General features: G+C 70.8%; 20 protein-coding genes and 3 pseudogenes. 13 read left to right on the forward strand and 10 right to left on the reverse strand.

The window, feature by feature from the left end; all coding sequences use genetic code 11:
* Positions 1-3: 3 nt before the first annotated feature.
* From ybeY to hrcA, 6 genes and pseudogenes are all read right to left on the reverse strand, one after another.
* Positions 4-567 (reverse strand): rRNA maturation RNase YbeY, encoded by a 564-nt coding sequence (gene ybeY / locus SSPN_RS0114275; protein ID WP_010695675.1) that lies wholly within the window; start codon positions 565-567, stop codon positions 4-6.
* Positions 564-1,643, reverse strand: a complete 1,080-nt coding sequence (locus SSPN_RS0114280; RefSeq protein ID WP_029535325.1) for a PhoH family protein — start codon at positions 1,641-1,643, stop codon at positions 564-566. The genes ybeY and SSPN_RS0114280 overlap by 4 nt, the downstream gene beginning before the upstream one ends.
* Positions 1,644-1,765: 122 nt before the next feature.
* Complete coding sequence (locus SSPN_RS0114285; RefSeq protein ID WP_029535326.1) at positions 1,766-2,131, reverse strand: histidine triad nucleotide-binding protein; 366 nt, start codon at positions 2,129-2,131, stop codon at positions 1,766-1,768.
* A 389-nt stretch (positions 2,132-2,520) separates the two neighbouring features.
* Positions 2,521-3,264, reverse strand: a complete 744-nt coding sequence (locus SSPN_RS0114290) for a 16S rRNA (uracil(1498)-N(3))-methyltransferase (protein WP_029535327.1) — start codon at positions 3,262-3,264, stop codon at positions 2,521-2,523.
* Positions 3,265-3,358: 94 nt separating this feature from the next.
* Positions 3,359-4,491 (reverse strand): annotated as a pseudogene (dnaJ, locus tag SSPN_RS43790) (molecular chaperone DnaJ).
* Between the two features lie 59 nt (positions 4,492-4,550).
* Positions 4,551-5,576: a heat-inducible transcriptional repressor HrcA gene (hrcA, locus tag SSPN_RS0114300; protein ID WP_029535328.1), complete on the reverse strand. Its 1,026-nt coding sequence runs from the start codon at positions 5,574-5,576 to the stop codon at positions 4,551-4,553.
* A gap of 247 nt (positions 5,577-5,823) precedes the next feature.
* Here hrcA and SSPN_RS0114305 point away from each other — a divergent pair, with 247 nt between their 5' ends.
* The gene (locus SSPN_RS0114305; RefSeq protein ID WP_010695688.1) at positions 5,824-6,177 is read left to right on the forward strand and encodes a type II toxin-antitoxin system VapB family antitoxin; all 354 of its coding nucleotides are present in this window, start codon (positions 5,824-5,826) and stop codon (positions 6,175-6,177) included.
* Between the two features lie 19 nt (positions 6,178-6,196).
* Here the strand turns inward: SSPN_RS0114305 and hemW are convergent, their stop codons facing one another.
* Positions 6,197-7,426 carry a radical SAM family heme chaperone HemW gene (hemW, locus tag SSPN_RS0114310; protein ID WP_010695690.1) on the reverse strand — a complete coding sequence of 410 codons (1,230 nt, stop codon included), beginning with the start codon at positions 7,424-7,426 and terminating at the stop codon, positions 6,197-6,199.
* A 66-nt stretch (positions 7,427-7,492) separates the two neighbouring features.
* Here hemW and SSPN_RS62140 point away from each other — a divergent pair, with 66 nt between their 5' ends.
* The 12 genes and pseudogenes from SSPN_RS62140 (at position 7,493) to SSPN_RS57685 (ending at position 23,517) form a co-directional block, all read left to right on the forward strand.
* A complete protein-coding gene (locus tag SSPN_RS62140; protein ID WP_010695692.1) occupies positions 7,493-7,588 on the forward strand; it encodes a putative leader peptide in 96 nt (31 codons plus the stop codon).
* A 118-nt stretch (positions 7,589-7,706) separates the two neighbouring features.
* Positions 7,707-9,400: pseudogene (locus tag SSPN_RS43795) on the forward strand (nitrite/sulfite reductase).
* A complete protein-coding gene (locus SSPN_RS0114325; RefSeq protein WP_010695694.1) occupies positions 9,397-9,576 on the forward strand; it encodes a hypothetical protein in 180 nt (59 codons plus the stop codon). The pseudogene SSPN_RS43795 and the gene SSPN_RS0114325 overlap by 4 nt, the downstream one beginning before the upstream one ends.
* Positions 9,573-10,298 (forward strand): phosphoadenylyl-sulfate reductase, encoded by a 726-nt coding sequence (locus SSPN_RS0114330; RefSeq protein ID WP_010695696.1) that lies wholly within the window; start codon positions 9,573-9,575, stop codon positions 10,296-10,298. The genes SSPN_RS0114325 and SSPN_RS0114330 overlap by 4 nt, the downstream gene beginning before the upstream one ends.
* Positions 10,299-10,315: 17 nt before the next feature.
* Positions 10,316-11,251, forward strand: a complete 936-nt coding sequence (gene cysD / locus SSPN_RS0114335) for a sulfate adenylyltransferase subunit CysD (RefSeq protein WP_010695699.1) — start codon at positions 10,316-10,318, stop codon at positions 11,249-11,251.
* Between the two features lie 245 nt (positions 11,252-11,496).
* Positions 11,497-12,840, forward strand: a complete 1,344-nt coding sequence (locus tag SSPN_RS0114340; RefSeq protein ID WP_010695702.1) for a sulfate adenylyltransferase subunit 1 — start codon at positions 11,497-11,499, stop codon at positions 12,838-12,840.
* Between the two features lie 7 nt (positions 12,841-12,847).
* Positions 12,848-13,591 carry a sirohydrochlorin chelatase gene (locus SSPN_RS0114345; RefSeq protein ID WP_010695704.1) on the forward strand — a complete coding sequence of 248 codons (744 nt, stop codon included), beginning with the start codon at positions 12,848-12,850 and terminating at the stop codon, positions 13,589-13,591.
* 256 nt (positions 13,592-13,847) lie between these two features.
* The gene (locus SSPN_RS0114350) at positions 13,848-14,081 is read left to right on the forward strand and encodes a hypothetical protein (RefSeq protein WP_010695706.1); all 234 of its coding nucleotides are present in this window, start codon (positions 13,848-13,850) and stop codon (positions 14,079-14,081) included.
* Between the two features lie 233 nt (positions 14,082-14,314).
* On the forward strand, positions 14,315-19,117 hold the full coding sequence (locus tag SSPN_RS0114355) for a type VII secretion system-associated protein (RefSeq protein WP_010695708.1): 4,803 nt from the start codon (positions 14,315-14,317) through the stop codon (positions 19,115-19,117).
* A gap of 21 nt (positions 19,118-19,138) precedes the next feature.
* Positions 19,139-21,490 carry an ADP-ribosylglycohydrolase family protein gene (locus SSPN_RS0114360; RefSeq protein WP_237710544.1) on the forward strand — a complete coding sequence of 784 codons (2,352 nt, stop codon included), beginning with the start codon at positions 19,139-19,141 and terminating at the stop codon, positions 21,488-21,490.
* Positions 21,491-21,795: 305 nt separating this feature from the next.
* Positions 21,796-22,571: pseudogene (locus SSPN_RS43800) on the forward strand (enoyl-CoA hydratase-related protein).
* A gap of 709 nt (positions 22,572-23,280) precedes the next feature.
* A complete protein-coding gene (locus SSPN_RS57685; RefSeq protein ID WP_187764540.1) occupies positions 23,281-23,517 on the forward strand; it encodes a hypothetical protein in 237 nt (78 codons plus the stop codon).
* A 436-nt stretch (positions 23,518-23,953) separates the two neighbouring features.
* Here the strand turns inward: SSPN_RS57685 and SSPN_RS0114375 are convergent, their stop codons facing one another.
* The 3 genes from SSPN_RS0114375 to SSPN_RS0114385 are packed head-to-tail and all read right to left on the reverse strand — an operon-like array spanning position 23,954 to position 25,031.
* A complete protein-coding gene (locus tag SSPN_RS0114375; protein WP_044573990.1) occupies positions 23,954-24,322 on the reverse strand; it encodes a barstar family protein in 369 nt (122 codons plus the stop codon).
* A 50-nt stretch (positions 24,323-24,372) separates the two neighbouring features.
* Positions 24,373-24,798, reverse strand: a complete 426-nt coding sequence (locus SSPN_RS0114380; protein WP_010695716.1) for a guanyl-specific ribonuclease — start codon at positions 24,796-24,798, stop codon at positions 24,373-24,375.
* The gene (locus SSPN_RS0114385; protein ID WP_010695717.1) at positions 24,795-25,031 is read right to left on the reverse strand and encodes a hypothetical protein; all 237 of its coding nucleotides are present in this window, start codon (positions 25,029-25,031) and stop codon (positions 24,795-24,797) included. Before SSPN_RS0114385 ends, SSPN_RS0114380 begins: the two co-directional genes overlap by 4 nt.
* Positions 25,032-25,094: the final 63 nt, after the last annotated feature.

Below are 25,094 nucleotides of genomic sequence, written 5' to 3' on the forward strand. Positions count from 1 at the left end.
CCCCTAGTTGGTGGCGGCCGGGCCGCCCTGCGGCTCCGGCTCGTCCAGCCCGACGGCACCCAGCACCCTGGCGTCCGCGCTGCGCTGCGCGGCTGCCCGCTCGGCCTCGTCGCGGGCTTCGCGGTACTCGGCCAGGATGCGGTTCTGCAGGCCGAACATCTCCCGCTCCTCCTCCGGCTCGGCGTGGTCGTAGCCGAGCAGATGGAGCACACCGTGGACCGTGAGCAGATGCAACTCGTCCAGCAGGCTGTGCCCGGCCTTGCGGGCCTGGTCCTTGGCGAACGCCGGGCAGAGCACGATGTCGCCCAGCAGCGCCGGCCCGGAGCCGGCAGAGTCGGGGCGGCGGGCGGAGTCGTATTCGTCCATCGGGAACGACATCACGTCGGTGGGACCGGGCAGGTCCATCCACCGCTCGTGCAGGTCGGCCATCACGTCGAGCTCCACCAGCACGATGGACAGCTCCGCGAGCTGGCTGACGCTCATCTTGTCGAGCGCGAAGCGGGCGACCGAGACGATGGTCGCCTCGGGCACTGCGACGCCGGATTCGTTGGCGATCTCGATGCTCATGCGCGTCCCCGTCGATGCCCGTTTCGCCGATCCGACCGGTCGTGGTGGTCGGCGTCCTCCAGCGCGTGCCAGCGGTCGTAGGCATTGACGATGTCGGTGACCAGCCGGTGCCGCACCACGTCGTGGCTGTCCAGCAGGGCGAAGTGCACGTCGTCGACGCCGTCCAGGATCTGCTGCACGATCTTCAGACCGCTGCGCTGCCCGCCGGGCAGGTCGATCTGCGTGACGTCCCCGGTCACCACGATCTTGGAGCCGAAGCCCAGCCTGGTCAGGAACATCTTCATCTGCTCCGGCGTGGTGTTCTGCGCCTCGTCGAGGATGATGAACGCGTCGTTGAGGGTGCGTCCGCGCATGTAGGCCAGCGGCGCGATCTCGATCGTGCCCGCCTGCGTCAGCCGCGGCACCGACTCCGGGTCGACCATGTCGTGCAGCGCGTCGTACAGCGGCCGCAGGTAGGGGTCGATCTTCTCGTAGAGGGTGCCCGGCAGGAACCCGAGTCGCTCGCCCGCCTCGACGGCGGGGCGGGTGAGGATGATGCGGTTGACCTGCTTGGCCTGCAGCGCCTGCACCGCCTTGGCCATTGCCAGGTACGTCTTGCCGGTACCGGCGGGGCCGATGCCGAACACCACGGTGTGGTGGTCGATGGCGTCGACATAGCGCTTCTGGTTGAGGGTCTTGGGGCGGATCGTCCGGCCGCGCCGGGACACGATGTCGAGGCTGAGCACGTCGGCCGGCGACTCGTTGTGGTCGGCCGAGAGCATCGCGACGCTGCGGCGGACAATATCTGGCGTGAGCGGGCTGCCCTTGGCGATCAGCGCGATCAGCTCGGCGAACACCCGTTCGGCGAACGCGACCTCCGCGGGATCCCCGGACAGCGTCACCTCGTTGCCCCGGACATGGACATCGGCGGTGAGCAGATCCTCCACGACCCGGAGGTTCTCGTCCCTGGATCCGACCAGCGTCAGCACGACGTTGTCGGGAACGGTCACCTTCGACTGCGCTGTTGCCTGTTGCGCTGCGGTCTGGGGGTGCTCTCCGGACTGGGCGGCGGCTCCACCCGCTGCAATACCGGCCACGTGTGTTCGGGCCTGCTTTCTGCGCGTTCGCGCGGGTTGTTCGGTCAGTTCTCCCTGGCGTCGATGGTAGTCCACCCGGCAATCAGATTGCCGCCGTCGCCGCCACCTGGTCGACACCGGGATCAGCCGTTGAGCGGGCCACCGGTGAGTCCGCCGAGCGGTTCGCCGCCGAGTAGGTGCAGGTGCACGTGGAAGATCGTCTGCCCGGCGTCGGCGTTGGTGTTGAACAGCAGCCGGTAACCCGATTCGGCGATGCCTTCCTGCTCGGCGATCTCGCGGGCGACGGTGATCAGCTCGGCCAGCAGCTCCGGGTCGGCGGCGGCGAGCTCGCCGACATTGCGGTAGCGCTTCTTCGGCACGACGAGCACGTGGGTCGGGGCCTGGGGGTTGATGTCGCGGATCGCGATGACCCGGTCGTTCTCGCGCACCACGTCGGCCGGGACCTCGCGCGCGATGATCCGCAGGAACAAGGAGTCCATGTCGCTCATGCCCGGAAGATTAGAGGTTTCACGGTTCATCTTGCGAAGCGGTGCGGGTGGTGGGAACCGCAGACGCCGCCTGGACTCCAGGATCTCCGCCTGGTGCCCCGGCACGCTGCGCCGCAATCGGGTCTGGGGGTTGTCCCGTTTGCGGCGCAGCTCTCGCCGGACCGAGGGGGGAGGTGTCCGACGAGTGCTGGGGTCCGATGCCCCGTGCGGCACCGGTTGCGGCGAAACCCCGCCGCGATCTTTCGCACACCGAGCGTATCGCTGAGTCAACCGTTCGCGCTACGGATCGACCGAAGTTTTTGATCTTCTTAGCGGTATGTGACCACCTTGCGCGTACTGCGCCGATTTCGAATGAGATCGTCAGTCACCCAGTCGTGAGATCAGGTCGTTTAGGCCCAGCGGTCGGTGCGAACGCCGAGGGCTCCGAGGGCGACCGCGGCGGCTGTCGAGGCACGCAGGACCGTCGGGCCCAGGCGGACGACGTTCGCCCCCGCTTCGGCCAGCGCGGCGAGCTCATCGCTGGTCACGCCGCCCTCCGGGCCGACGATCAGGACGAGTTCACCGGTCGCGGGCAGATCCACCGACGACAGCGGCGTGGTCGCCGACTCGTGCAGCACCAGCGCCGCGTCGGCACCGCGGACCAGCGCCGCGAGCTGCTTGGTGCTCACCGGCTCGTCCACCTGCGGCGTCCACGCCCGCCGCGCCTGCTTCGCCGCCTGCGCGGCCGTGCTCCGCCACCGCGCCAGCGCCTTCGCGCCGCGCGGGCCGTCGTCCCACTTCGCCACGCACCGGGCGGCGCGCCACGGCACCACCGCGTCCACGCCCGCCTCGGTCGCCAGCTCCACCGCGAGCTCCCCGCGGTCGCCCTTGACCAGCGCCTGCGCCAGCCGCACCCGCAGTCCGGGCTGCGGGACGTGCCAGGTCTCGGAAACGGCGAGCTGCAGCGAATCCTTCGCAGCGACCACCACTTCGCAGCGCGCCAAACCACCCTGCCCGTCCGAGAGCAGCAGCTGCTCACCGACGCGCAGGCGGCGGACGGTGGCCGCGTGCTTGCCCTCCGGGCCGTCCAGGGTGGCCGCGCCGACGGCGGGCAGCCGCTCGACGGAGAACACCGGCAGCGAGGATTCGGACACGTCCCGCCTCACCGTTCAGTCTGTTCTTCGCAAGCGGCGGTAGCCGCTCGCGGTGTGGGACTCAACCCAAACCACTTCGAAGCACTCTTCCAGTTCAGCGGTGGCCGAAGGAGCGGAAGCGGGAGAACAGCCCGTGCCGGTTGCCGTTGCCGTTCGCGGTCACAGTCGGCTCCGGTTGCTCCTCGCCGCGCAGCACGGCGAGCTGGCGCAGCAGGTCGGACTGCGAGTCGTCGAGCCGGGTCGGCACCACGACGTCGAGGTGCACGTGCAGGTCGCCGTGGCCGCTGACCTTGCCGTTGGACCGCAGCTTGGGCAGGCCCCGACCGGTGAGCACGTGCTCGGTGCCGGGCTGGGTGCCGGGCTCGACCGTCAGCTCCTCCTGGCCGCCGTCGAGGGTTTCCAGGACGAGCACGGTGCCCAGCGCCGCGGCCGTCATCGGCGCTCGTGCGGCAGCTCCTCGACCTCGACGAACAGGTCACCGGCCGGTCCCCCGCCGGGCCCGACCTCGCCTTCGCCGGCCAGCCGCACCCGCATTCCGTCGCCGACACCGGCCGGGATCTTGACGGTGATGGTGCGCCGCGCGCGGACCCGGCCATCGCCGCCACACTGCTGGCACGGGTCGGTGATGACCTCGCCGAAACCACGGCAGACCGGGCACGGCCGGGACGTCATGACCTGCCCCAGGAACGACCGCTGCACGGACTGCACCTCGCCGCGACCGCCGCAGGTGTCGCAGGTCGACGGGGCGCTGCCGACGCGGGAGCCGCCGCCGTCGCAGGAGTCGCAGAGCACCGCGGTGTCGACGGTGATGTCCCGGTTCACGCCGCTGGCGCAGTCCTCCAGCGTCAGCTCCAGCCGGAGCAGCGCGTCCGAGCCCGGCTGGACGCGGCTGCGCGGGCCCCGCCCGCCGCCACCGGCGGCGCCGCCGCCGAAGAAGGCGTCCATGATGTCGCCCAGACCGCCGAAGCCCGCGAACGGGTCGCCCATGCCACCGCCGGCGCCGCCGCCGTTGGACAGCGGGTCGCCGCCGAGGTCGACAACCTGCCGCTTCTTCGGGTCGGAGAGCACCTCGTAGGCGGTCGTCACCTCGCGGAACCGCTCCTGCGCGGCTTCATCGGGGTTGACGTCCGGGTGCAGTTCTCGCGCGAGCTTGCGGTACGCCCGCTTGATCTGCTCGGGTGTCGCTTCCCTGGCCACCCCGAGGGTCGCGTAGTAGTCCCTGGCCACCTTTTCCGTACTTCCTCTGCTCGATCAACGAGTACACGCCGGTCGGGCGCGGCGAACCGTCACCGACCGACCAGGATCTCACCCACGTACGCGGCTACGGCCCGCACTGCTGCCATAGTGCCCGGGTAGTCCATGCGAGTCGGCCCGACTACTCCCAGGCCACCCAGTACCATGCCATCCGAACCGTATCCGGTGGAAATTACCGAGGTCGTCTGCATCTCTTTGGCCTCGTTCTCCATCCCGATGCTGACCCGCACGGTGCCCGAATCGCGAGCCGCCGCGAGCAGCTTGAGCACCACGACCTGCTCTTCGAGCGCCTCCAGGACCTGGCGCAGCGAGTTGGGGAAGTCGGCGACGTTGCGGGTCAGGTTGGGCGTGCCGCCCAGCAGCATCCGCTCCTCCGGGTGCTCCACCAGCGACTCGATGAGCACGCTGCACACGCGGATCAGCGAGTCGCGCAGCTCCGGCGGAGCCTGGTCGGGCAGCTCGGCCACCGCGGCGGAGGCGTCGGCGAGCCGCTTCTCGGCCATCGACGCGTTGAGCACGTTGCGCAGCCGGGCCACGTCGTCGTCGGTGATCACGTCGCCGAGGTCGACCATCCGCTGGTCGACACGCCCGGTGTTGGTGATCAGCACCAGCATCAGGCGCGCCGGGGTGATGGTGACGACCTCGACGTGCCGGACGGTCGATCGGGTCAGCGTGGGGTACTGCACCACGGCGACCTGCTGGGTGAGCTGCGCCAGCAGCCGGACGCTGCGGCGCATCACGTCGTCCAGGTCCAGCGCCCCTTCGAGGAACTTGTGGATGGCGCGACGCTCGGCCTCGGTCAGCGGCTTGACCTCGTGCAGCCGGTCCACGAACAGCCGGTAGCCCTTGTCGGTGGGCACCCGGCCCGCGCTGGTGTGCGGCTGGACGATGAAGCCATCCTCCTCCAGGGCGGCCATGTCGTTGCGGACCGTGGCGCTGGACACCCCGAGGTTGTGGCGGTCGACGAGCGCCTTCGAACCCACCGGTTCCTTGGTCGACACGTAGTCGGCCACGATCGCCCGCAGCACCTCGAATCGGCGTTCATCCGCATTCACCACCGCCACCTCCTTCACTCCCAACGACACCCGCCCAAACTTTGATGCCCAGGCGCAGCCCGGGTACCACCATCGAGTTTACGGTGTTCGTGCACCGGAGCCGAGGCGCACGGGCGGGCGGCGGTAGCCTGCCGCGGGGTCGCGGGCCGGTACATCCAGCGGAGCAGATCGGTTCCGTCGGAGGTAGCCGCAGGCGGACCAACTGCGGCGTCCACCGTGTTCGGCCGTTCGCCAGGAGGTGCCAGCTGCCGTGATCTTCAAGGACGTCCGGGAAGGTCAGCCGTACCCCGACCACCGGATGGCGCTGCGGGATTGGGCGAACGTTCCGCCGCGCCCGGTGCGGATGGAAGATCTGGTCACCACGACGAAGGTGCTGCACCTGGATCGGCTGCTCAGCCGGGACTCGACGTTCTTCGGGGACCTGTTCCCGCATGTGGTCCGCTGGCGCGGCGAGCTCTACCTGGAGGACGGCCTGCACCGGGCCCTCCGAGCGGCCCTCCACCAGCGCACGGTCCTGCACGCCAGAGTCCTCGACCTGGACGCAGCCCGGCCGGCCGCACCCGGTGGCGGTTCCAACGGGAATCAACGGCCCGATCCCCGTTGAAACCGCCCAAATCCGGTTTTCAGGAGATCAGGCGCTGAACCACTCCGTCGGCGAGGAGGCGACCGCGGTCCGTCAGGGTGCAACGACCCGCCGTCAGCGCTTCGGGCACCAGCAGACTGTCGGCGGCTGCTTGCTTCGCCGCCAGAAGGCCCGGCTCGTCCAGCGCGTCCACTGGGAGACCCGTGGCCAGGCGGAGCTCGAGCATGATCCGCTCGACCCGCTGGTCCTCGGCGTCGAGGCGCTCCCGCCCCGCCGCCGGCGAGTTGCCCTCCGCCAGCACCGCCGCGTAGCGGGCCGGGTGCTTGACGTTCCACCAGCGGACGCCGCCGACGTGGCTGTGCGCGCCCGGGCCGGCGCCCCACCAGTCGCCGCCCTGCCAGTAGCCGAGGTTGTGGCGGCAGCGCGCCGCGTCGTCCCGCGCCCAGTTCGACACCTCGTACCAGCCCAAACCCGCCTCGCCGAGCGCGCCGTCGATCAGTTCGTAGCGGTCGGCCAGCACGTCGTCGTCGGGCATCGGGAGTTCGCCTCGGCGGACCTTTCGGGCCATCGCGGTGCCGTCCTCGACGATCAGCGCGTACGCCGAGACGTGGTCGACCCCGGTGGACAGCACCGCCTCCAGCGAGGCCCGCAGGTCGTCGTCGGTCTCCCCCGGCGTGCCGTAGATCAGGTCCAGGTTGACGTGGTCGAAGCCGGCCGCACGCGCCTCGCCGACCGCCGCGACCGCGCGGCCCGGCGTGTGCCGCCGCTCCAGCACCCGCAGCACGTGCTCCGCGGCGGACTGCATGCCGAGCGACACCCGGTTGAACCCGGCCTCGCGGATCCCGGCGAAGAACTCCGGCGACGTCGACTCCGGGTTGGACTCGGTGGTGATTTCCGCCGCACCGTCGAGTCCGAACGAGTCGCGGATCGCCGCCAGCACCTCGCCCAGCCGACCTGCGCCGAGCAGCGACGGCGTGCCACCGCCGACGAAGACCGTCGCCGCCGCCGGCACCGGCCGATCGCCCGCCGCCAGCACCCGCGCGCCCAGCTCCAGCTCCGCCCGAAGGCCGTCCAGCCAGCTTCCGAAACTCGCTGATGAGCCCAGCTCATCGGCGGTGTAGGTGTTGAAGTCGCAGTAGCCGCAGCGGGTGGCGCAGAACGGCACGTGGACGTACACCCCGAACGGCCGCGCCCCCAGGCCCGTCAGGGCCTCGGGCGGGAGCGTTCCGTCGGCCGGGGCGGGTTCACCGACAGGCAGTTGAGCAGGCACTCCACCACTGTCTCACCATGCGGATGGGGATGGACCGGTCGGTGAGCACGTGGCACGCTGCCCCACATGGGTGCGACCTTGCCGAGGCTCTTGCTGGTCACCCGCCGCTACGTGGACCTGCGGCGCGTGTCCAGCGCGCTGTGCCGCGCCATCATGGGTTGAAATCCCGCCGCCGCGTTCTGCTTTGTCCAGTCGGCGCCGGGAGCGCCGAGCAGTGAGAACCGTCACCGTCGACGGGATTCCACGCGGCGCTGCCGCGCCCGAATCCCGGAGGTCGGACATGGTCCCCCCGACGGAAGCCCCTGCTAGCCCCGCCCGCAAGCGCAAGACGCGCGGCGAGGGCCAATGGGCGCTCGGTTATCGCGAGCCGCTCAACGCCAACGAGCGCTCGAAGAAGGACGACAACCCGCTGAACGTCCGGCAGCGCATCGAGACGATCTACGCCCACGGCGGCTTCGACTCGATCGACCCGGCCGACCTGCGTGGTCGTTTCCGCTGGTGGGGCCTCTACACCCAGCGCGCCCCGGGCATCCCCGGCGCGCGCACCGGCACGATCGAGCCCGAGGAGCTCGACGACCGCTACTTCATGCTGCGGGTCCGCATCGACGGCGGTGCGCTGACCACCGAGCAGCTGCGCACCATCGGCGAGGTCTCGCAGACCTACGCGCGCGACACCGCCGACATCACCGACCGGCAGAACATCCAGCTGCACTGGGTGCGGGTCGAGGACATGCCGACGATCTGGCAGAAGCTGGAGGGCGTCGGGCTGTCCACCACCGAGGCCTGCGGCGACTGCCCCCGCGTCGTGCTGGGATCGCCGGTCGCGGGCATCGCCGCGGACGAGATCATCGACGCCACCCCGGCGATCGAGGAGATCAGCGGTTCATCGGCGACAAGTCGCTGTCCAACCTGCCGCGGAAGTTCAAGAGCGCGATCAGCGGCTCGCCGCGCTGGGACACCGTGCCGGAGATCAACGACATTTCGCTGGTCGGCGTCGTGCACCCGGAGCACGGGCCCGGCTTCGACCTGTGGGTCGGCGGCGGCCTGTCCACGAACCCGAAGCTGGCGGTGCGGCTGGGCGCCTGGGTGCCGCTCGGCGAGGTCGCCGAGGTGTGGCAGGCCGTGGTGCAGATCTTCCGCGACTACGGCTACCGGCGGCTGCGGCACCGCGCCCGGTTGAAGTTCCTGCTCGCCGACTGGGGCGCGGAGAAGTTCCGGCAGGTGTTGGAGGACGAGTACCTGGGCCGCAAGCTGGTGGACGGCCCCGCGCCGGAGACGCCGACCGGTCACCGCGACCATGTCGGGGTGCACCCGCAGGCCGACGGCAAGTTCTACGTCGGCGCGAAGTCCGCGGCGGGCCGGGTCAGCGGCTCCACGCTGGTGGAGGTCGCGAAGGCCGCCGAGCAGGTCGGATCGCGGCGCGTGCGCACCACCGTCGAGCAGAACCTGCTGGTCCTCGACGTGCCGAAATCCGAAGTGGACAGCCTGGTCGCGGACCTCGACGGGCTGGGCCTGCCGGCCGCCCCGTCGCCGTGGCGGCGCAGCGTGCTGGCCTGCACCGGCATCGAGTTCTGCAAGCTGGCCATCGTGGAGACCAAGGAGCGGGCGATCGCCCTGGTCGACGAGCTCGAGCAGCGGCTGGCCGACATCCAGGGCGACGTCACCGACCCGGTGACGATCAACCTCAACGGCTGCCCGAATGCCTGCGCCCGCACCCAGGTCGCCGACATCGGCCTGAAAGGCCAGATGGTGCCGGACGGCGACGGCAACCAGGTCGAGGGCTTCCAGGTGCACCTCGGCGGCGGCCTCGGCGAGGACGCCGGGTTCGGCCGCAAGATCCGCGGTCACAAGGTCACCTCCGCCGAGCTCGGCGACTACGTGGAGCGGCTGGTCCGCCGCTACCTGGCGCAGCGCTCCACCGGCGAGCGCTTCGCGCAGTGGGTGGCGCGGGCAGCGGAAGACGACCTCAAGTGAGCCGAGCGGCGCCGTTCTACTGCCCGTACTGCGGGGACGAGGACCTCACGCCCGAGGCCGAGCCGGCCGGGGCGTGGCAGTGCGCGTCGTGCCTGCGGGTCTTCACCGTGCGGCTCGTCGGACTGTCCCTCGGCGAGCAGGCCGAAGACCCGGCCGGAGGAAACGGAGAAGCATGACTGCCGACACCACCACGAACATCGGCGCCCGGCGCAGCGACGACGAACTGCGGGCGCTGGTCGAGGAGGCCGCGCCGCGGCTGGCCGAGGCCGACGCGGAGGAAGCCCTGCGCTGGGCCGCCGACAACTTCGGCGACAGCCTGATCGTCGCGTCGAACATGCAGGACGCGGTGCTGGTCGACCTGGCGGCCAAGGCCAAGCCGGGCGTAGACATCCTGTTCCTGGAAACCGGCTACCACTTCGCCGAGACCATCGGCACCCGCGACGCCGTCGCGCAGGTCCACGACGTGAACCTCGTCAACGCGATCCCCGCGCAGACCGTCGCCGAGCAGGACGCCAGCGAGGGCCCGCGGCTGTTCGAGCGGGACCCGAACCGCTGCTGCTTCCTGCGCAAGGTGGTGCCGCTGCGCAACACACTGGCCCGCTACGAGGCGTGGGTGACCGGGGTTCGCCGGGTGGAGGCCCCGACGCGCGCGAACACGCCGATCGTGACCTGGGACGACCGCAACGCCCTGGTCAAGATCAACCCGCTGGCGGCCTGGTCCGACGACGACATGCAGCGCTACATCGACGAGCACGGCGTGCTGGTCAACCCGCTGGTGTCGGCCGGTTACCCGTCGATCGGGTGCCAGCCCTGCACCGCCAAGCCCGCGCCCGGTGCCGACCCGCGCAGCGGGCGCTGGGCGGGCAGCGCCAAGACCGAGTGCGGATTGCACGGCTGAGGAACTCCGGAGGAGACATGACGACAGTCGAGTTGCCGACCGATCGGACCGATGTGCCGCCGCAGGTGGACAACCTGGACGCGCTGGAGTCCGAAGCGATCCACATCTTCCGCGAGGTGGCCGGGGAGTTCGACCGGCCGGTGATCCTGTTCTCCGGCGGCAAGGACTCCACGGTGCTGGTGCACCTGGCGCTGAAGGCGTTCTGGCCCGCGCCGGTGCCGTTCCCACTGCTGCACGTCGACACCGGGCACAACTTCCCGGAGGTGCTGGCCTTCCGCGACGAGCTGGTGGAGCGGCACGACCTGCGGTTGGTGGTGGCGTCCGTGCAGGACTACATCGACGACGGCCGGCTGCAGGAGCGGGCCGACGGCACCCGCAACCCACTGCAGACCACGCCGCTGCTGGACGGGATCAGCGAGAACCGGTTCGACGCGGTCTTCGGCGGCGGTCGGCGCGACGAGGAGCGGGCCCGCGCCAAGGAACGCATCTTCAGCCTGCGCAACGCCTTCGGGCAGTGGGATCCGCGCCGCCAGCGCCCCGAGCTGTGGAACCTGTACAACGGCAAGCACCGGCCGGGCGAGCACGTCCGGGTGTTCCCGCTGTCGAACTGGACCGAGCTGGACATCTGGCGCTACATCCAGCGGGAGAAGATCGAGCTGCCGGAGATCTACTACGCGCACCGGCGCGAGGTGTTCCTGCGCGACGGCATGTGGTTGACCTCGGGTCCGTGGGGCGGGCCCCGCGACGGGGAGGTCGCGGCCACCAGGACCGTGCGCTACCGCACCGTCGGCGACGGTTCCTGCACCGGTGCGGTGGAATCCGAGGCGTACACAGTGGACGACGTGATCGCCGAGGTCGCCGCCAGCCGGCTCACCGAGCGCGGCGCGACGCGAGCCGACGACCGCATTTCCGAAGCAGCAATGGAAGACCGCAAGCGCGAGGGCTACTTCTGAAAAACGGTTTTCCACCCTCGTTTCGAGTAGCGGTGCCGGCAGCGGAACCTCAGACGCCCCCTCGGTCCGGGATCGCCGACCCGTGTATGTCCTACACGGCGCCGGCGCTGTCCTCCCGGGAGACGTCTGAGGACCCGCAAGCGTTGCAAGTGGCCCAGGCGGGCCAAGTGGCTTCACCACTACAAGAACACGACGGAACTTCAGAGACAAGGCACACAGCCGAACCACCAGGAATGGGTTCATCAATGACCGAGACGACCACTCGCACCGCGCCGGACAGCGGTACCGAGGTGACTCTGCCGGTGCACAGCGATCTGCTGCGGTTGGCCACCGCCGGTTCCGTCGACGACGGCAAGAGCACCCTGGTCGGGCGGCTGCTGCACGACACCAAGTCGGTGCTGGCCGACCAGCTCGACGCGGTGCACCGCGCCAGCGCGGACCGCGGCCTCGCCACCCCGGACCTGTCGCTGCTGGTCGACGGCCTGCGCGCGGAGCGCGAACAGGGCATCACCATCGACGTGGCCTACCGCTACTTCGCCACGCCCAAGCGCACTTTCGTGCTCGCCGACACCCCCGGTCACGTGCAGTACACCCGGAACACCGTCACCGGTGCGTCGACCGCGCAGCTGGCGGTTCTGCTGGTGGACGCGCGCAAGGGCGTCATCGAGCAGACCCGGCGGCATGCGGCGGTGCTGGCGCTGCTGGGCGTGCCGCAGCTGGTGCTGGCCGTCAACAAGATCGACATGGTCGGCTTCGACGAGGCGGTATTCACCCGCATCGCCGCCGAGTTCACCGAGCACGCCCGGGCCCTGGGCTACCGGGACGACACCGTGGTGACCATCCCGGTGTCCGCGCTGCTCGGCGACAACGTGGTGGAACGCTCCGCGAACACCCCCTGGTACAGCGGTCCTTCGCTGCTGGAGCACCTGGAAAGCGTGCCGGTGGCACCGGACCCGCACGACGCGCCGTTCCGGATGCCGGTGCAGTACGTGATCCGGCCGCGCACCGCCGAATACCCGGACTACCGCGGCTACGCGGGCCAGGTGGCGGCCGGTGTCGTCGCCGAGGGCGACGAGGTGGTCGTGCTGCCCGCCGGGCTGCGCACCCGGGTGTCCAAGGTGGACAGCCCGGACGGGGCGAGGCCGCGCGCCGCGGCCGGGCACTCCGTCACCCTGCTGCTGGCCGACGACGTGGACATCTCGCGCGGCGATCTGATCGCCGCCGCGGACGCCCCGCCGCGGGTCACCGACGAGCTCGACGCCACGGTCTGCTGGCTGGCCGAGAAGCCGCTGAACCCGGGCGCCAAGGTGCTGGTCAAGCACGGCACCCGCACCGTGCAGGCCATCGTCACCGAGCTGTCGGCCCGCTTCGACGAGCAGCAGCTGTCGAGTGTGGACGGTCCGGATTCGTTGCAGCTCAACGAGATCGGCCGGGTGCGGCTGCGCACGGCGGAGCCGCTGCCGATCGACGATTACGCCGCGAGCCGGCGCACCGGATCGTTCCTGGTGATCGACCCCGCCGACGGCACCACGCTGGCCGCCGGACTGATCGGGGTGCCGTTGGCGCCGCTGGCCGCCGCGTCAGAATGAGCAGGAGATGACCGCGCCACTGGTGGCTGTCGCGCACGGCAGCCGGGATCCGCGTTCGGCCGCGACCATCCACGCCCTGATGGACGTGGTCCGCGCGATGCGCCCGGATCTCGACGTACGAGTGGCGTTCCTGGACCTGTCGGCACCGCGCGTGGGCGACGTGCTCAGCGCGGTGCACGGCGACGGCCACGACTCGGCGGTCGTCGTGCCGCTGCTACTCGGCCGGGCCTTCCACGCCCGCGTCGACGTGCCCGCGGCGGTGGCCGACGCGGAGCGGCGCTATCCGCGGTTCCGGGTGCACGTGGCCGACGTGCTGGGCCCGGATCCGCGACTGGACGAGGCGGCGTGGCGGCGGCTTGCCGAGGCCGGAGCGTCCGCCAACGACCCGGAACTGGGCGTGCTGCTGGCCGGCGCGGGATCGTCGCACGCACCGGCAAACCGCCTAGTCGCCGACGTCGCGGCGCGCTGGCAGTCGCGCACGTCGTGGGCCGGCGCCGTCGCGACCTTCGCGGCAGCCGCCGAACCCGATGTTCCGGCGGCGATCGAGGCCCTGCGCGCACGCGGTGCCCGCCGCATCGCGGTCGCCTCCTGGTTCCTGGCCCCGGGCCTGCTCCCGGACCGGATCATCGAGCTGGCCCGCAAGCACGCGACAAACCCGCTGCTAGCGGCCCCGATGGCCGACGACGAGGGCGTGGCCGACCACCGCTACGCCGAAGCCCAAGCATCCCCGGACCTGTCCGTCGCCCTCTGACACGGGCGAACGGTTCCGGGCGCAGGCCGCCAATAGCGGGATTCGTGCCGTTGCGGCAGGGAATTCCGCCTTCCTGGGGACGGGTAGTCGCCCGGGGGTTGAGCAAAAGTCGACAACTCTGTTGGTGGACGCAACCTGCGGGGCATGATGTGGCCGTGTCATCCAGCTGGGTACACGAAGGCCGGCAGCGGCCCGGACACCCCCGACCGCCCAGGCCGCTGCCGGACCCGACTTCGCAGTGCACCGTGGGGGCCGGATGAACGCGCGACCGCACCTGATCGCGCGGGTCCGCGCCGAGTTCGCGCGCAGCGAGCAGGACAAGTCCTGCCACTTCTTCCCGCTGCCGGACGGCGGTGAACTGCCGGCGATGCTGTACGCCTACTGCGGTTTCGGCATCGTCCCAGGTCAGGCGGAAGCTCTCGACGGACCGGCCGGCATGCCGTGTCTGCGGTGCCTGATGGCCGCCGCGCTCTCCGACAGCAGCGTGTGATCGCGTCGCGACCAGCGATGACGGCAGAAACTCGCACCTTACGCTGAGTTGTTCTTTCGAACACTAAGCTTCACCCCATGTGGTCATGAGAGAGTTTAGTGCCAGCGTCTGGACGGGGAACCGGCCGCTCCTTGTGCTCGTCACACCCGTCAGGCCGCGCTATCGAGTGACCGCGCCGGTGGGGGGGCGATCAATTGCAAGGCTGGATGAGGAGTCGGGGACAACAGCGCGAGATGAACACGCAGCAGCCGAATCGACCGGTCATCACGCCAACCATGCGGGAACAGGCCCAGAAGCAGCCGAACACCTGGCTGTACGTGGTCGACCCGATCTTCACCGATCCGAACGCCGAGGTGCCGCCGTGGGGCTTCATCGGCGGCTACCGGGTGGACGAGCAGGGCGAGATCACCGACGACTTCTCGCCGAACCCGAACTACCGGCCGTCCCCGGTGGCGCTGCGGCTGCCCGCGCCGACCAACGACGTCGAACGCGCCCTGCAGCTCACCACCACCGGCTACGCGCAGGGGCATTCCCTGCTGACCGCGATGCTCGACGCCGAGCTGATCCTGTTCGCGCAGCCACAGGGCAGCGGGCTGTTCACGATGGAGCACGAGTCGGGCCGTCGGCAGCTGCAGGTGTTCACCTCGGAGACCTTCCTGCCGCCCAACTGGACGACCTGGCAGCGGATGACCGGTCGGCAGCTTTCGACGCACAACCTCACCGGCATCGACGTGCAGGTCAACCCGACCAGCCCGGTCAAGGCCCGGCTCCCCGCCGAGGACCTGGCCAAGGCCGCGGCCGCGGTGCCACCGAAGGCACCTGCCGTGCCGATCAACTCCCCCGCGAACGGAATGCCGGTGCAGGCCCCACCGGGAGCCGCGCCGCAGCCGGGCGAGCAGGCCCCGAAGCCGACGGGCGGGCCGACCGCGCAGCCGCCGGGCGATCCCCTGGAAACCGAGTTCGGCCGCCGGTTCCTCGGCTCGATGCTGGCCGGGGCGATCGGCGACGCGCTCGGCGCGCCGGTGAAGTTCTACCCGGTGGACCAGATCCGCAGCCGCTTCGGCGCGATGGGCGTCACGGAGTACGACCGCGCCGGTGAGCACCCGGGCGAGTTCACCGACGACACCCAGCTGGTGCTGTTCACCCTGGAAGGCCTGATCCGCGGGCACTTCGCGGCCCGCACCGCCGGGGCCGACAGCCCGCTGTCCGCGATCCAGTTGGCCTACCAGCGCTGGCTGCACACCCAGGGCTACGCGTGGATGCGGGCCGCCGGGCCGTTCACGATGAGCCACCCCAAGCCCGACGGCTGGCTGATCGAGCAGCGCGACCTGTTCGCCGTGCGCTCGCCGAACAGCAGCTGCATCACCGCGCTGCGCGAGTTCGCCGCGGTGGGCGCGCCCGGCACGTTCGAGCAGCCGATCAACGATTCGCAGGACTGCGGCGGCGTGGTCCGGGCGGCACCGGTGGCCCTGTGGTCCGACGAGCCGGAGCAGGTCTTCGAACTCGCCGCCGCAACCGCGGCCCTGACCTACTCGCAGCCCAACGGCTATCTGCCCGCCGGCGTGCTGGCCGTGGTGGTGCACCGGTTGCTGCGCGAGGAGACGCTCGAAGACGCGGTGCGGCAGGCCCGCGAACTGCTCGTGCAGTACCAGGGTCACGAAGACACCGAGCGCGCGTTGCAGGCCGCCGAGGAGCTCGCCAATCAGGGCAAGCCGAGCCCCGAGCAGCTCAAGGACACGTTGGGCGGCGGCTGGGCAGGGCACGAGGCGCTGGCCATCGCGGTGTGCGCGGCGCTTAGCACCGACAACATCGCGGCCGCGCTGATGGTGTCCGTCAACCACTCCGGCGATAGCGACTCGACCGCGGCCATCTGCGGGAACATCGTCGGCGCCCGCTACGGCGCGCCCGCGCTGCCGGGCGTGTGGCTGCGCGACCTCAAGCAGCGCGAGATCGTCGAGACGCTGGCGACGGACGCGCTGCTGGAGTTCGGCGCGACTCCGCCGAGCGATGACGCGTGGACCTCGCGCTACCCGGCCGCGAAGGACATCTCCGAGCTGGTGTTCACCTCCACCCTGCCGCTGACGGACGCGGGGCCAGTCGCGAAGCCCTCGAAGGCGCCGCCGGTCGCCGACGACGCGCTCGCCGAAGCGGTCGAGCCCGAAGCCGAGCCAAACGCTCACGCAGTTTCAATTGAAACTGCGGACCAGCAGGAGGCGGAGGTTCCGGCGGAGGACACCGCGCCCCCCGAGCCCGAAGTCCCTGCAGTTTCAATTGAAACTGCAGGCCAGTCGCACGCGGCAGTCGAGGCAGTCGACGAACCTGCCGAACCCGCCACTGACCCGGCGGCGCTTCGGCCGAACCGCATCCTGGGTTTCCTGCTCGGCGGCGCCGCTGGTGACGCGCTCGGCCACCCCATCGAGGACGACTCGCTGCAGAACATCCGCCGCAAGTACGGCGAGGCGGGGCTGACCGACTACGTCGACGCGCACCGGCCCGGCGGGTCGATCAGCGACGAGACCCAGATGACGCTGTTCACCCTGGAAGGCCTCATCCGGGCCAGCGTCCGCCGTCGGCTCTTCGGCGAGAACGAGCCCACCACCCAGGTTCAGCACGCCTACCAGCGCTGGCTGCACACCCAGGGCTTCGACTGGCGGGAGGCCGGCGGGCCACGGGCCGCGACCGCACCGGACGGCTGGCTGATCAGGCAGAGGGGCCTGTTCGTCCGCCGCGCGCCCGCCACGACCACCATCCAGGCGCTGCACGGCTACGCCAACGGCAACAAGCAGGGCTCGTTCACCAACCGCCTCAACGACTCGAAGGGCTGTGGCGGGGTGATGCGGGCCGCCCCGGCCGGGTTGTGGTCCGCCGACTCCGCCGAGGTGTTCCAGGTCGGCGCGATGACCGCGGTACTGACCCACGGCCACCCCAGCGGCTACCTGCCCGCCGGGGCGCTCGCCGTGATCGTCCAGCAGCTGCTGGTGGGCCGGTCGTTGCCGGAGGCGGTGGACCGCGCGCTCACCGAGCTGTCCACATGGGACGGACACGACGAGACGAGCGCCGCAGTGCGCCGGGCCATCGAGCTGGCCACCGCGGGCACCCCGACACCGGAGCAGATCCACGAGTTCCTCGGCGAGGGCTGGTTCGGCGAGCAGGCCCTGGCGATCGCGGTGTGCGCGGCGCTGACCCATCCGGAGTCGTTCGCCGACGCGGTGGTCCTGGCCGCCAACCACTCCGGCGACAGCGACTCGACCGCGGCGATCTGCGGGAACATCATGGGCGCGGCGCTCACTGCGGACGCGATCCCGCAGACCTGGCGCGACAAGCTGGAGCTGCGCGAGGTCATCGAGGGGCTGGCCGGCGACGCGATCCGCGAGTTCGGCCCGAACCCGCCGTCGGACGCGGAGTGGCTGGAGCGCTACCCGATCGGCGAGGCCGAGCCCGCCGTGCCACCACAAAAGGACGTCCTCGCGCCAGCGGCCGAAGTGCCCGAATGGACTCGGTACGCAGCAGGAACACCGGAATCGGAGACCGCGCAGCCCGGCGAGAGACAGGTCGAGGACGACCCGGTGCCGGAAACCCCGGGCCAGGAAGCGCCCGCTCCGGAAGCCGCAGCGGCGGAAGTTCCGGTCGCCGATGCTCCCGCCGCCGAGACGCCCGCTGCGGAACCTCCAGCTCCCGAAGCCCCGGTTGCCGAGGCGGCAGTCGTCGAGGCTCCGGCTACGGAAACCGCCGTCGCGGAGGCGCCAGCCGAGGCAGGCGACGTAGCCGACGAAGGCCTGTCGGACGAGGAACTGCAGCTGCTCAGCGTGTGGCGCAAGTTCCGCGACAACGGCGAAGGGAACTCCGCCGACCTGACGCAGGGCCTGCAGAAGCTGCTCGTCGAGGCCTTCGGCGCCGAACGCGCGGCCCAGCTGATCGGCGAGGCCGCCGCCGAGCCGGAAGCCGGAGCCGGGCTCGCCGCCGAAACCCGGGTGCAGCTCAGCCGCCGCGAGCGGCTCGAAGGCTGCGTGCTGGGCGCCGCCGCTGGCGACGCCCTCGGCGCGCCTTGGATGTTCGCCGACCTGCGCACGGTCCTGGGCGCGAACCCGGGAGGCGTGCGGGAACTCTCCGAGGCCTTCGCCCGCCGCGGCGCGGCCACCGCCTACTCGCAGCAGGCGGCGTTCGTGCTCTACGGCCTGATCGGCGGGAAAATCCGCTCAACGCTGCGCGGCATCCCGGCGTTCCGGCCGGGCTTGGTCCGCACCGCGCTCCAGCAATGGCTGCTCACGCAGGGCGCCCGGGTCGACGTGCCGGCCGGGACGCTCGCCGAGAACGAAACGCTTCGCGCGCAGCGGTTCCCGGACGATGCGTCGCTGATCTCATTGGCGCAGTGCAACGACCGCCGGGAGCCCCCGACGCCGGGCAACCCGCCGAACGCCGCCCGCACGCCCGCGGCAACGGTCCGCGGTGCGGTGGTCGGCTTCGAAGTCCGCACCGTGCAGGACTCGATCTCCCTCGGTATCGAGATCGCCGCGGTCACCCACGGGCATCCGGACGGTTACCTGCCGGCCGGGGCGCTGTCCGGGCTGGTGTCCGCGTTGCAGGAGGGCCACACCCTCGCCGAAGCGGTGCATGCCGTGCTGGCCGAGCTGGACCAGATGGAGGGTGCTGGGACCACTGCGCAGGGCTTGCGCTCCGCGATCGAGATCGCCGCGAACGGCCCGGTGTCGCCAACCAGACTGGAAACCCTGGGCCTCGGCTGGCAAGCGCCGGAAGCCCTGGCGATCGCCGTCGCGGCTGCGCTGGCACACCCGAACTCGTTCGCCGAAGCCGTGTCGCTGGCGGCTACCCACGCCGGTAACAGCGCGGCGACCGCGTCCATCTGCGGCAGCCTGCTGGGCACCGCCCGCGGCGCCGGGACGATCCCCGCCGAGTGGGCCACCGGCCTGGAGCTGCGCCCGGTCCTGGACCAGCTGCTGGAAGACGCGCACCGGGCAGGCACGGAGATCGACACCCACGAGCCAGTGCCCGGCTGGGCGCAGCGCTACCCCGGTTAATCCACAGTGGACGAATTCTGGTTGGACGAGACGGAACGGGCGCTGCTAGCGGCCTGGCGCGAAACGCACGCGCCCAGCCGCCGCGACCCGGTGGAGCAGCAGCTGCTGAACACCTGGCGGCGGTGGCAGCGGAAACCCGCCACCCGCCCGCTGTGGGCGACGGCCCTGCAACACCGGCTCAGCGCGGAACCCCCGCCGGCACCTGCCACCGGCCTGGCCGGTCGCAACGGCCCGCTGCCCGAAGCACCGGGACGGTTGCTCGGCATGCTGCTCGGCGGAGCGGTGGGCGAATTCGTCGCGCTCGGCCGGGTCGGGCAGCGCACCACCGCCGTGCTCTTCGTCCTGGAGGGCCTGATCCGCGCGCACACCCAAGCGCGGTCGGCGGGCGATGGAGATCCGGTCGGCTTCGCCCTCGGCGGACTCCAGCGCTGGCTGCACACCCGCGGCGTGCCTTGGCGAGACTGCGGGGCTGACACCGCCCAGCCCAACGGCTGGCTGGTGACGGAACCCGCGCTGCACTCCGCCGACAGCGACGAACCGACGATGCTCACCGCGCTCGCCCGGGTCGCCGCCGGGCACGCCGCCGGTTCCCGGCGGCAGCCCATCAACACCTCGGACACGGCCACCGCCGTGCCGCTCGGCGCACTCGCCGCGCTGTGGTCGGGCGACCCCGGCACGGTTTTCGCGCTCGGCGGCGACCTCGCCGCGCTCACCCACGGCCACCCGAACGGCCACAGCCCGGCCAGCGTGCTCGGGGTGACGATGCTGTCGCTGCTGCGCGGGAACGCGCTGCAAACATCGCTGAGCCTAGGACTTTCCGGCTGGCAGTCGGGCCGCACCCCGCTCAGACGTGCCCTGCGGCTCGGCCAGATCAGCCCCGCCGGGTTCCGGCCGCGCCGCACGAACCTCGACGCGACGCAACCCGGCCGCAGCGGCCTGGACGCGCTGGCGGTCGCGGTCCGGGTCTCATCGGCCTGCGAGGACGATTTCGCCGCCGCCATCGGCTCAGCCAGCGAGCACAGCGGAGACGCGGCGACGGCAGCCGTGCTGTGCGGGCAGCTGCTCGGCGCGCTGCACGGCCCGACGGCGATTCCGGCGGAATGGCTGGAAGAACTCCCGATCATCGAACTGGTCGAGCGGCTTTCCGCAGACGCAGCAAGGGAATTCGGCCCGTACCCGGACGAATCCGATCATTGGGAGCGCCGCTACCCGACCACCGAATCCGCCGAGCCCCTGGCACCGTCCACAGCGGACTACCGCACCGGGCTGACCGCGGTCCCCCGCCTGGCGGCGTCCCGCGACCGGTTCCTCGGCGCGGTTCTCGGCTGCGCGGTCGGCGAGGCGCTAGGCATGCCGATCGCCGCTGACAGCTGGGACGAGATCCAGTCCCGGCACGGCGCGGGCGGCCTGACCGACTACATCCCGGCCGGGCACCCGTCCGGACGGATCGGCAGCGACACCCAGCTGCTGCTGTTCTCGCTGGAGGGCACGATCCGGGCCAACATCAGCCGACGCGCCACCGGCATCGACGAACCGACCCGGCACATCCAGCACGCCTACCAGCGCTGGCTGCACACCCAGCACCTGAGCTGGCCGCGCGCGGCGGGCGAGTTCCTGCACGGCACACCCGAACCGGACGGCTGGCTGGTCGGCCAGCGGGCGCTGTTCCAGACCCGCAACCCCGGCCGCACCATGATGCGAACGCTCATCGCGTTCGCCAAGGGCCAGCAACAGATGGGATCCCCGGACAACCCGGTCAGCGACTCGCAGGGCAGCAGCGCGATCATGCGCGCGGTTCCGGCCGCGCTGTGGAGCAACGACCCGGCGGAGGTCTTCCACATCGGCATGAGGATGGCGGCGCTGACCCACGGCCACCCGGCGGCCGGGCTCAGTGCGGGAGCGCTGGCGTTCCTGGTGTCGCGTCTGATGAACGGTGAGCCGCTGGCCACAGCGGTCGATGCGGCGCTGGAGCAGCTCACCCCGCACACCGGGCACGAGGAGGTGAGCCGCCGGATCACCGCGGCGGTCCGCCTGGCCCGCAGCGGCCGTATCGCGCCGGGCGATTTGGAGCGCAACCTCGGCACGGGATCGACGGCGGCCGAAGCGCTGGGCATCGGGCTGTACGCGGCGCTGGTCTGCGACGGCGACTTCGACGCGGCGCTGCCGGTGGCGGTGAACCACTCGGGCAACAGTGCGACGACGGGCGCGGTCTGCGGCAGCCTGATCGGCGCGGAATCCGGGGCGGAGCAGATCCCGGAGCGCTGGACGGCGGAGCTGGAGCTCTACGAGGTGATCGAGCGCCTCGCCCACGACGCGGTACTGGAGTTCGGCCCCCGCCCGCCGACCTGGTCCGACCGCTACCCCTCGACCTGACGCCCAAGGCTGGTGAGTGAAAGTTCCGGTCCTTACCGGAACTTTCACTCACGGGCGGCGGAGTCGCGGGGGTGGCCGGTCGGCACGTGGGGAGGGACCGCACCAACCGGCGCGCGAAGGCCGGGGAACGCCGGGGATGCGTCTTTCACCCGTCCCGTGGCTTGGAGCGTCTGATGCGCCGGGATCCTTCCAGCACTCTGCGCTGGAGTTCCAGCTCGTGACCTGCGGTGGAGGCGCTCAGTCCGGCTCGAAGTGGGATGTTGCTCACTGGCCCGGGGTGGCTAACGGCGGTTAACGTGCCTGTCATGGATGAACTCGTGCACCTCGCCGTGGCCGACGGCATCGCGACGATAACGCTGGACTCGCCTAACAACCGCAATGCGCTGTCCGCGCAGCTGCGGCGCGAACTTCGGGACCACCTGAACGCAGCGATCGCCGACGACGCGGTGCGCGTGATCGTCCTGGCCCACACCGGCACGGTGTTCTGCGCCGGGATGGACCTCAAGGAGTCGCGTTCGGCGGACGCCGAGAAGCAGGGCGTGAACGAGTTCCCCGCGATCCTGGAGCAGATCTGGACCAGCCCGAAGCCGGTGGTCGCCAAGCTCGCCGGGCCCGCCCGCGCCGGCGGCGTCGGCATCGTCGCGGCCTGCGACATCGCGGTCGCGGCGGACACCGCGACCTTCGCTTTCTCCGAGGTGCGCATCGGCGTCGTACCCGCGGTGATCTCGGTGACGGTGCTGCCCCGCCTCAACTCTCGCCAGGCGCACGAGCTGTTCCTCACCGGCGAGACCTTCGACGCCCGCCGCGCCGCCGAAATCGGCTGCTGAACTCCGCGGTCTCGGCCGATGAGCTGGACGCGGAGGTCAAGCGCTACGCCGACATGCTCGCCCTCGGCGCCCCGAACGCCCTGGCGGCCACGAAGCAGATGCTCACCAGCCAGCGCCCGCCGAACATGGGCGAGGCGTTCGCGCAGATGCTGGAGCTGTCGGCCAAGCACTTCGCGGGCGAAGAGGGCCAGGAAGGCATGCGGGCCTTCGCCGAAAAGCGCAAGCCCGCCTGGGTACCCGACGTCCTGAAGTAACCGGCTGATCAGTCGCCTTCGCCGCCGATCCGCTCGCGCCAGTCTCTTTCCTGCCCGAGCAGCCAGCGCGGAACGATCTTGATCGGGACCGGGAAATCGGTGGCGAAGGCGTCTGTCCGGTCGCAATCGATTCGATGCGGAGCCGTCGCGCTGTTCTCTTGGGAGCTTTGGCCTGCGGTGCATCAGATCGACTGAGACCAGCCGCAGACCGGCCGTCGCGCTCTACCTCATGCACGTGCAAGCCCGACCCTCGGTCATGCCTGAACCGTGCGGTGGCGACGGCTACGGCGCGACCCGGAACTACCGAGCAAGGCCGGTCCGACACGGCCAGCTGATCTCCGCAGTACGTACCGACAGATAGATACGCAGCTGGCTACGTAGTGCCACCGATGTCTCCGTATCGGGGACTAAAGACACTGATGTCAACCCGATAAGCAGATACGTCCAAGGCCAAACCATGCTCCCCCTTTCCCACCCCGACCGAATCGAACCGGATTCGCCGCGCCCCCGACGTTCGTCGCACCCCTCCCGGCCGAGCGCCACGGAGGTACTACGGTACGGCGAGCGCTACGCGGACCTCCGCGACCAGCACCTCGCACACACCTTGATCCTCGAGGATGCGAGGGAGGAACGCGAGGAGATTTCGGCTCACGAGCGCATCACCTGCCACGTTCACCGTCGCTGGGCACACGAATGCATTGCCTCGCCGATGCACGTCATCCCCGTCACCGGGCACCGCTGGTGCCGCCCCTGCGAGGCCGAGGCATCCGTCGCGGTCGACGAGGTGACCAGATCGGTGACCGTAGTGTGCACGCGGTGCCGCCAGACCCCCGAGACCGCTGCGACTCGGCAGATCACCCGGACCTGCCGAGCCAGCCTGGCCGCTGCGCACGAAAGCCGCCGAGCCCGTGTGCAGGCCCAGAACACCGCCTCGGCGGCGGCCTGAACGATCACCTCGACGCCCAACAACCCAGGTCATCACCACACGCTTCGCGTGGTGGTCGCGGAAGGCCGTCCCGGGTGCCGATATCTCGACCGCAAGCAGTGGCGGCCGGGTGAGGTAAGGCGTTTCCCAAGCGTCCAGGTCCAACACGACCAGATCCGGTCTGCGGTAACGCGTCCCCTCTCGTTCAGCTCGACGCCGGCCCGTTCTTCAACACCCCGAACCGATCGGGAGCGCCGTACGGCAGCGTGAACGACACGGCCTGGCAACCAGTGCGTGCCGATAGACCTGCGGGCACGACAGCCCCAGTCGTCCATCGGCAAACTCGCATCCGCCGACATCAGGCGGACGGCCCGCCAGGTCTTCGACCGTCATCGCCCTGTCCGGTAGCTGCACGGCAGCCAGTACTACGAGGCTGCCCCTGCTCACGAACGGGCGATCAAGACCTGGTCAGGACTGCTGTGAACTCGCGGCCGCAGATGGGGTGCTCGGAGGCGTCGCGGAGGACCGCGTTGATCCGGCCGAAGGCCTTCGGGTCGTGCTCCGCCAGCGTATGGAAGCCAGACCAGACCAGCACGTGCTCGCCCTCCGGCAGCCACGACAGGTCCGTCAGGCAGTCGTAGAGGGCGTCGAGGTTCCGGCCCGCCCACTCCGGGAAGTTCAGCACCGCGGCAATCCCGTCCAGCGTCGTCCGCTTGCTGACCAGGTCTGAGCCGTCCAAGACGTGCGCGGTCGCGCCGCGCTGCTCGGCTTCCTGCACGGCCTCGCGCCTAGTGACGCCGCCCGACGGCTGCTCCACCTCGCTCACCGCCGGCTCCTTCCGCACCCTGCTAGCCCACTTCGTCGCAAACATCGCACTCAACCTGCGGGGTCGACAACCACAAATGAATCGTAATGATCGCTCGTGTAGTAAAGCTCGGATTGGCCACCGGTGACCAGTCTCCGGGCTCCGCGATCCTTCGAGCCCGGGGTCGGCACGGTGTACTCGTGGTAATAGCCGGAGGTCTTGTCCGGCAGGACGCCTTCCCGGTTGCCGAACACCGAGCCGTCCTTGCCCGGGTACGGGAACGGGCCGCCCTTGACGATCAGCTGCCAGGTCTTCCCGGCTTCCGCCGGCAGCGTGGACAGCTGCTTCGCCGGCAGGCCGGACTCGGCCCCGGGCACGGCCCGCTGCTGCGTCGCCGCACCGGAATCCAGGTCCACGTAGCCCCGGACGAACCAGCCGATGACGACTAGGGCGATCAGCCCGACCAACGCCACCGAGATGCGTCTGCGCGACGTCACGCCGCCGTCCCCTTCCGCCCGGTCTCGCCGTCCCGGCGGCCGACCGGGGGTTCCGCGTCGCGGACCCTCGTCAGCTTCGCTCCTAAGCCGTCGATACCGCGGTCGATCACGCGGGCGAGCCCCCAGCACAGCGGTAGCAGCACCGCCAGCACGAGGGTCACCTGCAGTGGGTAGACGAGCTGCACGAGCCACAGCTCGACGCCGTCGTACCACTCGACCAGCCACTCCAACACAGAGCGTCAGGGTACGCCCGGTCCGATGACGCCGTGCGCCGCCCCGGCCCCTCCCACGACTAC

It is taken from the genome of Saccharopolyspora spinosa NRRL 18395 (assembly GCF_000194155.1).
GTDB lineage: Bacteria > Actinomycetota > Actinomycetes > Mycobacteriales > Pseudonocardiaceae > Saccharopolyspora > Saccharopolyspora spinosa.

What these genes read in the sequence shown, in the direction of transcription:
- SSPN_RS0114355 (WP_010695708.1), top strand. Translation starts at nt 14,315, where the DNA reads ATGAACACGCAGCAGCCGAATCGACCGGTCATCACGCCAACCATGCGG.
- ybeY (WP_010695675.1), bottom strand. Translation starts at nt 567, where the DNA reads ATGAGCATCGAGATCGCCAACGAATCCGGCGTCGCAGTGCCCGAGGCG.
- SSPN_RS0114285 (WP_029535326.1), bottom strand. Translation starts at nt 2,131, where the DNA reads ATGAGCGACATGGACTCCTTGTTCCTGCGGATCATCGCGCGCGAGGTC.
- SSPN_RS0114345 (WP_010695704.1), top strand. Translation starts at nt 12,848, where the DNA reads ATGACCGCGCCACTGGTGGCTGTCGCGCACGGCAGCCGGGATCCGCGT.
- SSPN_RS0114350 (WP_010695706.1), top strand. Translation starts at nt 13,848, where the DNA reads ATGAACGCGCGACCGCACCTGATCGCGCGGGTCCGCGCCGAGTTCGCG.
- SSPN_RS62140 (WP_010695692.1), top strand. Translation starts at nt 7,493, where the DNA reads ATGGGTGCGACCTTGCCGAGGCTCTTGCTGGTCACCCGCCGCTACGTG.
- SSPN_RS0114340 (WP_010695702.1), top strand. Translation starts at nt 11,497, where the DNA reads ATGACCGAGACGACCACTCGCACCGCGCCGGACAGCGGTACCGAGGTG.
- SSPN_RS0114330 (WP_010695696.1), top strand. Translation starts at nt 9,573, where the DNA reads ATGACTGCCGACACCACCACGAACATCGGCGCCCGGCGCAGCGACGAC.
- SSPN_RS57685 (WP_187764540.1), top strand. Translation starts at nt 23,281, where the DNA reads ATGCACGTCATCCCCGTCACCGGGCACCGCTGGTGCCGCCCCTGCGAG.
- cysD (WP_010695699.1), top strand. Translation starts at nt 10,316, where the DNA reads ATGACGACAGTCGAGTTGCCGACCGATCGGACCGATGTGCCGCCGCAG.